General features: G+C 66.2%; 13 protein-coding genes and 1 pseudogene. 6 read left to right on the top strand and 8 right to left on the bottom strand.

What is annotated here, in order from left to right; translation table 11 throughout:
* Positions 1 to 632, bottom strand: a 632-nt coding sequence (locus Q0627_RS05885) for an AMP-binding protein (protein ID WP_298808352.1), incomplete at its 3' end; no start/stop codon positions are given.
* A gap of 70 nt (positions 633 to 702) precedes the next feature.
* Between Q0627_RS05885 and Q0627_RS05880 the strand changes: the two genes are divergently transcribed.
* On the top strand, positions 703 to 1509 hold the full coding sequence (locus Q0627_RS05880) for a crotonase/enoyl-CoA hydratase family protein (RefSeq protein WP_291010919.1): 807 nt from the start codon (positions 703 to 705) through the stop codon (positions 1507 to 1509).
* 14 nt (positions 1510 to 1523) lie between these two features.
* Here Q0627_RS05880 and Q0627_RS05875 read toward each other — a convergent pair whose 3' ends face one another.
* On the bottom strand, positions 1524 to 2324 hold the full coding sequence (locus Q0627_RS05875; RefSeq protein ID WP_291010922.1) for a VOC family protein: 801 nt from the start codon (positions 2322 to 2324) through the stop codon (positions 1524 to 1526).
* A gap of 135 nt (positions 2325 to 2459) precedes the next feature.
* Here Q0627_RS05875 and Q0627_RS05870 point away from each other — a divergent pair, with 135 nt between their 5' ends.
* On the top strand, positions 2460 to 3005 hold the full coding sequence (locus Q0627_RS05870) for a hypothetical protein (protein ID WP_291010923.1): 546 nt from the start codon (positions 2460 to 2462) through the stop codon (positions 3003 to 3005).
* A gap of 30 nt (positions 3006 to 3035) precedes the next feature.
* Here Q0627_RS05870 and dmpG read toward each other — a convergent pair whose 3' ends face one another.
* The 3 genes from dmpG to Q0627_RS05855 all read right to left on the bottom strand — a co-directional run bounded on the left by dmpG (position 3036) and on the right by Q0627_RS05855 (position 5923).
* A complete protein-coding gene (gene dmpG, locus Q0627_RS05865) occupies positions 3036 to 4109 on the bottom strand; it encodes a 4-hydroxy-2-oxovalerate aldolase (RefSeq protein WP_298808348.1) in 1074 nt (357 codons plus the stop codon).
* Positions 4106 to 5011 (bottom strand): acetaldehyde dehydrogenase (acetylating), encoded by a 906-nt coding sequence (locus tag Q0627_RS05860; protein WP_291016610.1) that lies wholly within the window; start codon positions 5009 to 5011, stop codon positions 4106 to 4108. The genes dmpG and Q0627_RS05860 overlap by 4 nt, the downstream gene beginning before the upstream one ends.
* A 123-nt stretch (positions 5012 to 5134) precedes the next feature.
* Entirely contained in the window at positions 5135 to 5923 is a 789-nt protein-coding gene (locus Q0627_RS05855; protein ID WP_291016613.1) for a 2-keto-4-pentenoate hydratase, read from the bottom strand.
* A gap of 252 nt (positions 5924 to 6175) precedes the next feature.
* Here Q0627_RS05855 and kstD point away from each other — a divergent pair, with 252 nt between their 5' ends.
* From kstD to Q0627_RS05840, 3 genes are all read left to right on the top strand, one after another.
* Positions 6176 to 7963: a 3-oxosteroid 1-dehydrogenase gene (gene kstD, locus Q0627_RS05850; RefSeq protein ID WP_291016616.1), complete on the top strand. Its 1788-nt coding sequence runs from the start codon at positions 6176 to 6178 to the stop codon at positions 7961 to 7963.
* A 3-nt stretch (positions 7964 to 7966) separates the two neighbouring features.
* Positions 7967 to 8824 carry a MaoC/PaaZ C-terminal domain-containing protein gene (locus Q0627_RS05845; protein ID WP_291016619.1) on the top strand — a complete coding sequence of 286 codons (858 nt, stop codon included), beginning with the start codon at positions 7967 to 7969 and terminating at the stop codon, positions 8822 to 8824.
* A 184-nt stretch (positions 8825 to 9008) separates the two neighbouring features.
* Positions 9009 to 9440: a DUF6918 family protein gene (locus Q0627_RS05840; protein ID WP_291016622.1), complete on the top strand. Its 432-nt coding sequence runs from the start codon at positions 9009 to 9011 to the stop codon at positions 9438 to 9440.
* Positions 9441 to 9499: 59 nt separating this feature from the next.
* Here Q0627_RS05840 and Q0627_RS05835 read toward each other — a convergent pair whose 3' ends face one another.
* The 3 genes from Q0627_RS05835 to Q0627_RS05825 form a co-directional block, all read right to left on the bottom strand.
* Positions 9500 to 9640, bottom strand: coding sequence for a hypothetical protein (locus tag Q0627_RS05835; protein WP_291016624.1), 141 nt, complete (start codon positions 9638 to 9640; stop codon positions 9500 to 9502).
* A gap of 148 nt (positions 9641 to 9788) precedes the next feature.
* Positions 9789 to 11525 (bottom strand): MFS transporter, encoded by a 1737-nt coding sequence (locus tag Q0627_RS05830; RefSeq protein ID WP_291016626.1) that lies wholly within the window; start codon positions 11523 to 11525, stop codon positions 9789 to 9791.
* A gap of 143 nt (positions 11526 to 11668) precedes the next feature.
* Positions 11669 to 12259, bottom strand: coding sequence for a TetR/AcrR family transcriptional regulator (locus tag Q0627_RS05825; protein ID WP_291016682.1), 591 nt, complete (start codon positions 12257 to 12259; stop codon positions 11669 to 11671).
* 309 nt (positions 12260 to 12568) lie between these two features.
* On the opposite strand from Q0627_RS05825, the pseudogene Q0627_RS05820 reads away from it, so the two are divergent.
* Positions 12569 to 12755, top strand: a pseudogene (locus tag Q0627_RS05820) (amidohydrolase); the annotation flags it as partial.

The following is a 12755-nucleotide window of genomic DNA, read 5'->3' as shown; positions in this document are numbered from 1 at the left end:
TGCCATTCGTCGGTGACCGGTTCGCTGGTGTGCCAGTCGATGCCGCCGCCGAGCACGCGCCAGATGTCCTCCTGCCGCCACACCACGCCCTTGGGTTTGCCGGTGGTGCCGCCGGTGTAGAGCATGTACAGGTCGTCCTCGCTGCGCGGCTCGAAGTCGCGTTCGGTGGACGAGGAGGCGATCGCGTCCTCGAACCGGCTCTCGCCCGGATCGAGTTCACCGGCCTCGTCGGTGCCGTCCTCGATGACGATGCGGCGCTCGATCAACGGCGCGTTCTGCAACACGTTCCGCACCTTGTCCCGGTACCGGCGTTCGTGGATCAGCACCTTCATCCCGGAGTCGGTGAAGATGTGCTCCAGCTCGCCTTCGACGTACCGGTAGTTGACGTTGACCATGACGGCCCGCGCCTTGAAGATCGCCACCATCGCCTCGACGGCCTCGACCGTGTTTCTGCTGTACAGACCCACCGCGTCACCCGGTTTGATCCCGAGGTCACGCAAGGTGTGGGCGAGCGCGTTGGCCCGGGCCTCGAGCTCGGCGTAGGTGTGGGACTCCCCCTCGGTCTCGAGGGCGACGCGCTCGGGGTTGAGGTCGACCGAGTGCTCGATGAGGTCAGCGATGGTGAAGGCCATGGCTACAAAACTAGAACGTGTTACTGTTTGGGGCAAGCGTGTACCACCGAACCCCAGAGGACGCCCTGCGATGACCGCTTCCGTCAGCACCGACGCCCCGCACTGCCTCGTCGAAAAGCGGGGCCACGTGCTCATCGTGACGCTCAATCGTCCGCAGGCCCGCAATGCGCTGTCGCTGGAGATGATGGCGACGATGCGCGAGGCGTGGGATCAGGTCGACGCCGATCCCGACATCCGGGTCGCGATCCTCACCGGCGCGGGTGGTTCGTTCTGCGCGGGCATGGACCTCAAGGCGATGCGCGACAACGCCCCCGGCGACACCGTCGACCAGGGCACCTGGAATCCCGCGAGCCTGCCCGCCCTGCTCAAGGGCCGCAGGCTCACCAAACCACTCATCGCCGCCGTCGAGGGCGCCGCGATCGCCGGCGGTACCGAGATCCTGCAGGGCACCGACATCCGGGTCGCCGGCGAGAGCGCCAGATTCGGTGTGGCCGAAGCACGTTGGGGCCTGTTCCCGCTCGGCGGCAGCGCCGTGCGACTGCCCCGGCAGATCCCGTACACCATCGCCGCCGACCTGCTGCTCACCGGACGGCACATCACCGCCGCCGAGGCCAAGGAGTACGGCCTGATCGGCTACGTCGTCCCCGACGGCACCGCCCTCGATCGCGCACTGGAGATCGCCGACACCATCGCCGCCAACGGCCCCCTCGCCGTGCAGGCCATCCTCAAGACCATGCGCGACACCGAAGGCCTCCACGAGGAGGACGCGTTCAAGATCGAAGCCAAGCTCGGCATCGCGGTATTCAAGTCCAAGGACGCCCGGATCGGCCCGAAAGCGTTCGCGGAGAAGCAAACCCCCGTCTTCACCGGCGAGTGACCAGCGGCGGGGTACTACATTCCCGCGGGCGGTGAGCCGAGTGCGAAGACCGCGCCGAACGGATCGGTGACCGTCGCGAGAGTGCCGTACGGCGTGTCCTCGCCGCCCATCAGGATCTTCCCGCCGAGTTCCTCCACACGGGTGACGGTGGCGCGGACATCGTCGACGGTGATGTACACCTGCCAGAACGAAGGAACCTCGGGCGGAAAGAGCTTGACCGAGTCCATGATTCCCGAGTACGCATTGCCATCAGGGGTCATCAACTGCGAGTAGGCGTCCGGTCCGACGGCGTCGGGATCGCCGCCGGTGCCCACCTCCTGGATCTGCGCGCCGGCGACGGCGCGATAGAAGTCCAGCGACGCCGCGTACGACTTGCTGTGGCATTCGAACCAGTACGGGGTGCCCTGCGTCCCCCATTCGGTGAATCCCGGGTGAGTGCCGGGCTGCCAGAATCCGATCGCAGCACCCGCACTGTCGATGGCGAACACCATCGTCCCGTCGTCACCGATTGCCATCGGCGGCACGATGATGCTGCCGCCGGACTTCGCGACGTCCTCGGCGGTGGCGGTGGCGTCCGTGGTGTACAGATAGACCGACCACACGTTGGGCGGACCACCGCCCTCCATCACCGGACTGAGCCCGGCAACACGTCTGCCGTTCTTCACGAAGTTCTGATAGCCGCCGAACTCCACGTTGGGCGGTGCATCCACCTCCCAACCGAACAGTTCACTGTAGAACGCGGCCGCGCGGGCCGTATCCTCACTGATCAGATCGAACCAGATCGGCGCACCGACCGGCGCCGAGTACTCGGACATGGCCATCTCCTCGTCATCAGACTTCCGATGGTTCGACAGTATGTGCTAATCGGCGTCCTGTCAGCACATCGGGGAGATCCGGCGCATCGGCCAGGCCGACTGTCGCGTTCCTGCGATGCCCCCGATACTGGTGGCATGGACTTGTTCGACGTTCGCCGCCTGCTGGACCGCTGGGCCCCGCTGTTCCTGCTCATCTGCGGGGTCGCGCTGGCCTCACTCACCCTGGCCGAGTGGGGCGTGGGAGATGAAGGCGTACGGCCGGCCGTGACCGGTCTCGGCAAGGTAAGCGTTCCGGGCGCGTCGCCGGCCGACGTCGTATTCCTGGAGGAGCACACCCAGCGTCCGGCGGTGCCGCTGCTGTTCTGCGGCGCGCTGATCGTCCTCATAGCGGCCGCAATGTGGTTGCACGACATCGTCTTCTGGACCGGCTTGATCGTGCTCGGCATCATCTTCGCCATCGCCTCCGTGCGGACCGTCCAAGTCATCGCCGACCCCGCCCCGCGCATGTTCGACAGCCTCGTCACCACCGAACTCGAATCCGACATGCCCGCGATGTCGGCCGGGTGGGGCGCCTACGCCGCGCTCGCCGTATGCGTGGTGGCGCTGGTCGTCCTGCTCACCCTGATGACGCTGCGAATCCTCGACCGCCGGCGGCCGGATACACCTGTGCCGGAGGGGTGATCCCTCCGGCACAGGTTCGGCCCACGAACGTCAGACGCCGGCGTTGGCGTCCTGCTTCTTGCGCAGTTCCAGCGCGATGTCGATGAGCTGGTCCTCCTGGCCGCCGACGAGCTTGCGGGCACCGGCCTCCAGCAGGATCTCCGCGGCCGGGACGCCGTAGCGTTCGGCGTGATTCTCGGCGTGCTTGAGGAAGCTGGAGTAGCAGCCCGCGTAGCCCATCATCATGGCCGAACGATCCACCAGGCATTCGGACGGCATCGCCGGACGCACCACGTCCTGCGCGGCGTCGGCGATCTTCATGAAGTCGATACCGGTGGTGATGCCGAGCTTGTCGCACACCCCGACGAACGCCTCGGTGGGCGTGTTGCCCGCACCCGCACCGAACCGGCGGATGGACCCGTCGATCTGCTGGGCACCCGCGCGCACCGCGTTGACGGAGTTGGCGACGGCGATGTCGAGGTTCTCGTGGCCGTGGAAGCCGATCTGGGCGTCGTCGCCGAGTTCGGCGCGCAGCGCCTGCACGCGGTAAGTGACGTCCTCGAGCACCAGCGCACCGGCCGAGTCGACGACGTACACGCACTGGCAGCCGGCGTCGGCCATGATGCGGCCCTGCTTGGCGATGACCTCCGGCGGCTGCGAATGGCTCATCATCAGGAACCCGACGGTCTCCAGGCCCAGCTCGCGGGCCAGCCCGAAGTGCTGGATCGAGACGTCGGCCTCGGTGCAGTGGGTGGCGATGCGGCAGATCTGTCCGCCGTTGTCCTGAGCGGCACGGATGTCGTCCTTGGTACCGAGACCCGGCAGCATCAGGAACGCGATCTTGGCGCGCTTGGCGGTTTCGGCCGCCGCCTTGATCAGTTGCTGCTCAGGGGTTTTGGAGAAGCCATAGTTGAACGAGGAGCCGCCGAGACCGTCGCCGTGGGTCACCTCGATGACCGGCACACCTGAATCATCCAGGGCCGCAACGATATCGCGGACCTCTTTTTCGGTGAACTGGTGCCGCTTGTGGTGACTGCCGTCACGCAACGACGAGTCGGTGATGCGGATGTCGAGGGTGTCGGAGTACTTGCGCGCATTGGCCATCAGATCAGGTGCGGTGCTCATGCCGGAACTCCTAGTTTTGCCTTGGCAATTTCGTCGCCCACCTTGGTGGCGGCGGCGGTCATGATGTCCAGGTTGCCCGCGTACGGCGGCAGGTAGTCGCCGGCACCTTCGACCTCGACGAAGATGCTCACGCGGGCGTAGCCACCGTTGATCACCGACGGCGGATCGAACTGCGGATCCTGCAGCAGCCGGTAACCCGGCACGTACGCCTGGATCTCCTTCTCCCGCTTGTGGATCGACTCGGCGATCGCATCGGTGTCGGCATCGGCGGGGATCGCGCAGAAGATGGTGTCGCGCATGATCATCGGCGGATCGGCCGGATTCAGGATGATGATCGCCTTGCCACGGGTGGCGCCGCCGATCGTCTCGATCCCCTTCGACGTGGTGCGGGTGAACTCGTCGATGTTGGCGCGGGTGCCCGGCCCCGCCGACACCGACGCCACGGACGCCACGATCTCGGCGTATTCCACCGGAACCACGCTCGACACAGCGTGCACCATCGGGATGGTGGCCTGCCCGCCGCAGGTGATCATGTTGGTGTTGGGGGCGTCGAGATGCTCACGCAGATTGGCCGGCGGCACCACCGCCGGCCCCACGGCCGCGGGCGTCAGATCGATCGCGACGATCCCGGCCGCCTCGTACTTCGGCGCGTACTCGCGATGCACGTACGCCGACGTCGCCTCGAAGATCAGGTCGGGAAGCTCACCGGAGGCGAGCAGTTCATCGGCACCACCGGACATCGTGATCAAGCCGCGATCCGCCGCCCGCTTCATACCCTCGGAGTCGGCATCGATACCCACCATCCAACGCGGATCGATCACCTCCGACCGCTCGAGTTTGTACATCAGGTCCGTCCCGATGTTCCCCGATCCGATGATCGCGGCTGTCAGTGTCTTTGCCATGTAGTCCTCACCACCGTCGAGATGTCTTGTCCAAAATCCTTGTAATGCAGCTGACTCCGCAGACGAAGCCACCCCCTCGCCGGGATGGTCGGCTTTCCGGGAAGTCCTCAGCATGCAATGCGGTCATGTGAAATCCAGAGTGACGCTGCCGAGTCCGGCGAACTCGGCGACGAAGTTGTCACCGGAGGCGATGTCGAAGGCGCGGGTGGCGGTACCGGGCAGGATCACATCGCCCTTGCGCAGCCGCACCCCGAAACTCGACACCTTGTTGGCCAGCCACGACACCGAGTTGAGCGGATTACCCAGTACCGCGGACGAATTGCCCTTGGCCACGACCTCGCCGTTGCGGGTGAGGGTGGCGTCGATGTCGCCGACGTCGATGTCGGTCATCGCCACTCGCTGCTCGCCGAGGATCCAGCCACACGAGGACGCGTTGTCGGCGATGGTGTCGACGAGGGTGATCTTCCAGTCCCTGATGCGTGAGTCGATCAGTTCGATCGACGGCACCACCCATTCGATGGCGGCGATCACGTCGTCGCGGGTGCAGCCCTCGCCGGGCAGGTCGGCGCCGAGGATGAAGCCGACCTCGACCTCCACCCGCGGGATGCACAACGCATGAAAGTCGATGGGCTCGGCTTCGTGGTACTGCATGGTGTCAAGCAGATGCCCGTAGTCGGGTTCGTCGACGCCCATCATGGTCTGCATGGCCTCCGACGCGAGGCCCACCTTGTGGCCGGCCACCTTGGCACCGGCGTCGAGCCGTTTACGAATGTTGATGAGCTGGATCTCGTAGGCGTCCACCACGTCGAGACCCGCATGGGAATCGCTGGGCCGGTCGATCGCGGTCGCGGTCCGCTCGGCCGTCCACAGATCATCGGCGATCTGTTGCCGTGTGGCCTGGTCCACCGCCATGTGGTGTCTCGCTTCCTGCTGGTACCGGGGCAATCCGTTGTCGGGCTCCGCCCATTCTAGAACACGTTCCAGTTTTTGAGGAGCCCTCGCACACACATCGTCGTAGACGCTGACATATCGGGCTACCCCAGCAACAGGCCGAACCCACTGGGCGGAATGGACACCTGTCCAACCCAGGGTGGCGGCAAGTTTCTGGAACGTGTTCTAATTTGGGGAGAACTCGTTGCATCCGTGGCGAATGAAGGGACCCCCATGGCCGACGCGACACCGTCAAGCACCACCAGCACAACCACGACTCCCGGCTCAGCCGGGTCCGAGACGTACGACGTCATCGTGGTCGGCGCGGGCGCCGCCGGGATGAGCGCGGCCATCACCGCCGCGAACAAGGGCCTCAAGACGATCCTCATCGAGAAGTCGCCGTACTGGGGCGGTTCCACCTCCCGCTCCGGCGGCGGCGTGTGGATCCCCGGCAACTCGGTCCTCAAACGCGACGGCGTCGACGACACCGTGGCCAGGGCTCGCGAATACGTGCACGCGATCATCGGCGAACACGCCCCCGCCGAGAAGATCGACGCCTACATCGACCGCGGCCCCGAGGCCCTCGACTTCCTGATGGCGCACGCCCCGCTGGAGTTCGAGTGGGTCAGGGACTACTCCGACTACTACCCGGAGGCCCCCGGCGGACGCCTGGGCGGACGGTCCATCGAACCCAAGCCGTTCGACGCCCGGCGCCTCGGCGACGATCTCAAGACGCTGCACCCGCCGTACTCCAAGGTGCCGCTGAATATGATTGTGCTGCAAAGTGATTACCGCTGGCTGAACGTCGGTTTGCGGCACTGGCGCGGCATCGCCCGCACCGCCAAGGTGGGCGGCCGGTTCTTCGTCGCCAAGACCCGCAAGAAGAAGCTGATCGCGATGGGGTCGGCGCTGGCCGCCGAGCTTCTCGTCGGCGTGCGTCAGGCCGGTGTGCCGCTGCGGCTCAACACCGGATTGACCGACCTGATCACCGAGAACGGCCGCGTCGTCGGCGTCGTCGCCGAATCCGAAGGTCAGCGGATCGAACTGCGCGCCCGGCACGGCGTCATCCTCGGTTCCGGCGGTTTCGAGAACAACCCGGAGATGCGCAAGAAGTACCAGCGCGATCCGATCGGCTCGGAGTGGACCACCGGCGCGCCGACGAACACCGGCGACGGCATCACGGCCGGCCTCAAGATCGGCGCCGCGGTGTCGATGATGGACGACGCCTGGTGGGGCCCGACGATCCCGCTGCCGCGCGGCCCGTGGTTCGCGCTGTCCGAGCGCGCGGTGCCCGGCACGTTCATGATCAACGAGCGCGGTGAGCGGTTCATGAACGAGTCGCTGCCGTATGTCGAAGCGGTGCACCGGATGTACGGCGGCGAGTTCGGCCAGGGCGAGGGTCCCGGAACCAACGTCCCGGCGTGGCTGATCATGGATCAGCGCTGCCGCAACCGCTACCTGTTCGCCGGCGTCAACGCCCGCCAGCCGCTGCCGCGCAAGTGGCTCGAATCGGGTGTGGTGGTCAAGGCCGGCACGCTCACCGAGCTGGCCGGCAAGATCGGCGTGCCCGTCGAGGCGCTCACCGCCACCACCGAACGGTTCAACGGCTTCGCCCGCAAGGGGGTCGACGAGGACTTCGGCCGCGGCAAGAGCGGCTACGACCACTACTACGGCGACCTCACCAACAAACCCAACCCGAGCCTCGGTCCCGTCGACAAGGCCCCGTTCTACGCGGTCAAGATGGTGCCGGGCGACCTGGGCACCAAGGGCGGCATCGACACCGACGCATCGGGCCGGGCACTGCGCGCCGACGGCTCGGTCATCGACGGACTGTACGCGGCGGGCAACACCAGTGCACCCGTGATGGGTCACACCTATGCAGGTCCCGGCGCGACGATCGGCCCGGCGATGGTGTTCGGCTATCTCGCGGCTCTCGACGCCGCCGAAAAGGCCGGCCCCGGCAAAGCCGGCCCCGACAAGGCCGGCGCCGACAAAGCCACGGCCGTCTCGAAGGGAGCATGAGCGATGCCCATCAATCCCGATATCGCCATCGGCGCCGACATCGGCGAGCAGTCCTACAGTTGGTCGGCCTCCGACGTGGCGCTGTACAACCTGGCCGTAGGCGCCGCGGCCGACCCGATGGACGAAGCCGGCCTCGGCTACATCCACGACTCGGACCCCAAGGTGCTGCCCTCGTTCGCGACCGTCGCACCGACATTCCACGCCACTGAGGCCCCCAAGGTCGTGTTCCCCGGAATCGACATCGACCTGGCCAAGGTGGTGCACGCCGGTCAGCAGGTGAGCATCCACCGGCCGATCCCGGCCGCCGGCAAGGCGACCACGAGCGGCCGGATCGCCGAGGTCTGGGACAAGGGTTCGGCGGCGGTCATCGTGCAGGAGTACACCACCGTCGACGACGAGGGCGAGTTGCTGTGGACCACCCGGTCATCGATCTTCGCCTCCGGCGAGGGCGGGTTCGGTGGCGAGCGCGGTGCCTCCGACAAGCGGACACTGCCCGACCGGGCACCCGATCACCGGATCGAGATCCCGACACTGCCGCAGCAAGCGCTGTACTACCGGCTATGCGGCGACCGCAATCCGCTGCACAGCGATCCGGCGTTCGCTCGGAAAGCCGGTTTCCCGCGCCCCATCCTGCACGGCCGGTGCACATACGGGGCGGTCCTGAGGGCCCTCGTCGACGAAGTCCGCGGCTCCGATGTCACCAAGGTCACGAACTTTTCGGCAACCTTCGCGGGCGTGGTGTTCCCGGGTGAGACGCTGGTCGTCGACGTGTGGGACGAGGGAGATCTGCTGGCCACCGCATCTGTCGCCGAGCGCGCCGACGCGGTGGTGCTGAAGAACATCGTGTGCGCGGAAGTGTAGAAAATCAGCTGTCCCGAATCGGCATCGGCGCGGACAGGCCGCACGAAACGCTTACCGCGACAAACAAGTACTCTCTACGACGGTAACCAGAGCACCGCTCGATTCCGCTCCGTACGGGGTGGGACCGGGGGTGCCCGACAGTGGCCGGGAGCAGCTTCGGTCCATCGTGCTTAGGGAGAGACATATGAGTGATTCGTTGCAGCATCTGCTCGAACCGGGTCGTCGCGAAGCGGTCGTCACCGACCTCGCGGCCGTCATCGACTCCGATGTGGCCGAGAAGAAGGGCCTGAGCGGCACCGCGATCAAGGCCGGCTACAACGCCGCCAACAAGTTCAAGCCGGGCCTGGTTCCGCACGCCACCGACAAGCTGCTGCCCGAGTTCGTGACCGCGCTGTCACCGTTCTGGGATTCGCGTCCCGCCGGCACCCCCTTCGGTGACCACCTGGCCGCCAATTCGGATGCGGCCGCCGAGGCCCTGCTGGCAATCACCGACGAGCACGCCGCAAGCGCGAAGGCGCCGCTCGCCAAGGCCTACAACGCCCTGCGCGGCAAGGCCAAGGAGAATGTCGCCGACGCACTCCCCCGCGTCGGTGCGGCTATCGAGAAGAACGCCTGAGGCCGCAAAGAGCGAAATGCCGGTGACTGGTTCACCGGCATTTCGTTATTTCTCGGCCCTCAAGTTGCCGAGGTCAGAATGAGCAGCAGACACACCACGACGCCGACGAGCGCGCTCAGCATCACCAGCAGGCGCCACATTCGCGCACGGACCGCGGTGAATTGTTCTCCCGACGCTGACGTGAAATCCGGTGATGCCATCGTCTCCACACTCCTGAACACCGATGCCTACTCGTGCGATTGCCTGTGCCGCACACGCTGGTGGGATTCGGCCCGATCAGCCGGACCAGGACGAGCCTGGCTGGTGTGCTATGAGACAAATGTAACCTTCCAGGGCGACTGTGTCGCATTACACGCCGGAAAATCCCGGTGAATTTGTGTTCCCGGTCACACCGACATTGGCCGGGCGATCCGACTCGTGCCGGTCTTCGGCATTGTCACCGTCCTGATCTGCGGAAGTCGCCGACCCGTCGGCCATCGCAGCACCGCCCGCGGTGGCGTCGATCCGGTTGGGAGTGATCCAGCACAGCACAGCCGCTCCTACCAGCGTCACGACGCCCACCACCAGGTAAGCGTGCCCCATCGGCACCGACCACGCCGCCCGCGCCCCGTCGGTGATCGTGGCCGCCACTCCGGGCGCCTGGTCACGCAACCCGTCGGCCACCGCCAGCGCCTCGGCGAGGGACTGCCGGACATGCTCTGCGACGGTGTCGGCCTGCCGTGAGGCCTCCTGCGTCGCCGCCGGGTTCCCGGCTGCGGCCGCCTGTCTGCCCAGGGCATCGATCTGATCGCGGGCCCGGTCGGCGGTTTCGCCGATCCGGGCATCGAAACCGGCGGCCATGATGCTGCCGGAGACCGCGATACCGAGCGCCGCGCCGAGTTCGCGGGCGGTGTCGTTGACCGCCGAGCCGACCCCCTGGTTGCCCGGCGGCGTGTTGGTCATGATCGCCGCCGTCGACGGCGCGCCGGAAAGGCCGAGCCCCACAGCGAAAGCCATCATCGGGATGAGCAGCATCCAGTACTCGTCGTAGTCGAACAGCCCCATCGTCAGGACCCCGATGCCGCCCGCGGTGATGCCGGCCGTCAGGAACAGCCGCAGCGCGTTCCACCGCACCACCAGGATGGTGGACAGCGGTGCGACGCATACCACCCCAACAACGATCGGCATGAGCGCGACGGCCGACTTGAGCGGCGAGTAGCCGAAGATCAATTGAACCTGCTGCAGAAACACCACGAACAGGCCGAACGACAGGAAGAACTGCACCAGCACCGATAACGATCCGGCCGCAAAGGCTCGGTTGCGGAACAGATTCACATCCAGCAGCGGCGACAGGTTACGTGCCTCCGCCCGGTAGAAGCCGACGACCAGCCCCATGCCCCCGATGAGGCACACCAGCACCAGCGGCGACGTCCAGCCCTTGTGCGGTGCCTCGATGAGCCCGAAGATCAGCATCGTCACCGCGGCCACCGACGTCAATGCGCCGATGAAGTCGAACGGACCCGGATCGGGGTCCTTGGAGGTGGCGATGGTCAGCGACAGCACCAGGATCGTCACCGCCATCACAGCGAACATGATGAAGATCGACTTCCAGGAGAAGAACTCGAGCAGCACGCCGGTGATGAGAATGCCGAAGATCGCGCCGGCACCCACGACCGCCGCCCAGATGCTGATACCCAGTTCCCGCTTGTCGGCGGGGACGCCCGTGGTGATCAGCGACAATGTGGTCGGCATGATCAGCGCCGCACCTACCCCGCAGGCCGCCCGCGAGATGATCATCGAGACCGGATCGGTGCACCAGATCGCCGCCAGCGAGGCCACACCGAAGATGATGAGCCCGACGATCAGTACTTCCCGCCGCCCGAGTCTGTCGCCGAGCGCACCCGCCGGCAGGAGCAACGCCGCCAGAGCGAGTGTGTAACCATCCATGATCCAGGTCATCTGACCGGTATTCGCGCCGGTGACCAGCGCTATCTCCGGCAGCGCCGTCGTCAGCCCGGCCATCGCCGCGATCACCATCGACACTGCCACCGACGCCACGGCGATCACCCATGCCGATCGCAGATCCATGGCGCGCAGCTTCTTCATCGGTGACCTCCTGGCCCGTCGGCACCGGGGAAGGCCAACTATCCGCACACGCTACTTCGTTGACTGTGGTCAGCGAAAGAGATTCGGGTCAGCGAAAGAGATTCGGGGTCAGCGAAAGAGATCGGGTCAGCGAAGAACCGGCGTCAGCCGCGCATGCCGACGATCATGTCGGTCAGCAGGTCGACCATCTCGTCCTCACTCACCGTCACCGACTGGGCCCGCACGGTGTGCCAGGACCGATCGAGCAGCCCGAACACCGCACTGCCGACGACCTCGGGCGAGTGCGCGCCCGCACCGGGCAGCCCCTGCCCGAGAATCCACGACACCCGGGTCTGCATGCGCCGGTATCCCGCGCGGAAGCCGTCGTCGTCGGGACCGGAATGCGCCCCGGCCATGGCGAACGCACCGTGCCGGTCCATGTAGACGAAGTAGTCGCGGACGAACCCGCGTACGTCGTCGGCCGAGCTGCCCGCGGGCAACGCGCTCCAGCCCGCGAGCACCTCACGCAGGTCGCGGTAGGCCCGCTCGGACAGGATGTCGAAGATCTCGCGCTTGTCCTTGAAATAGGTGTAGAAGCCGGCCCGGGATATCCCGCAGGCCTCGGTGATGGCGTTGACCGCCACCCCGGCGTAGCCGCGCTCGTAGAACAGCTTCCGTGCGGCGTCGAGGATGGCCTCGCGGGTTCGTTCGGCGCGACTGCCGCCGGCCACCCCGATCCTGCGCGGCTCCGGCACGCGTGCATCGGCAGTCTCCGGCCCGCGTGCATCGGCCGACTCCGGCCCGCGTTCATGGGCCGGGTGAGGTCCGGATACATCGGCGATCGTCACGACAGCGAGCCTACTGGACACAACTGTCAAGTTCTATATAGCAAGGTCAGAAATATAAATAGCTGGTTATCGAGTGAATGTTGACACACCCGTCAAGAAGTGCCAAGCTCAATGTCAGCCCACCCGGACCAGTCAGCCGTTCCCGTCGACCGGCACATCTCCCATAACCCATATCGTAAGCGCTACAGTATGGGAAATGACGAAAGGAGCTCTGCCATGGAAATGAACGACATGATCTTGATGAGCGTCGACGACCACATCATCGAGCCGCCCGACATGTTCGACAACCACCTGCCCGCCAAGTACAAGGACGACGCCCCGCGGCTGGTGCACATGGACAACGGCGCCGACATGTGGAAGTTCCGCGACCGCATCATCCCCAACGTCGCACTCAACGCCGTCG

This window comes from uncultured Gordonia sp. (genome assembly GCF_937858515.1).
Taxonomy (GTDB): Bacteria; Actinomycetota; Actinomycetes; order Mycobacteriales; family Mycobacteriaceae; genus Gordonia.
This window is presented reverse-complemented; position numbering and strand designations above follow the sequence as displayed.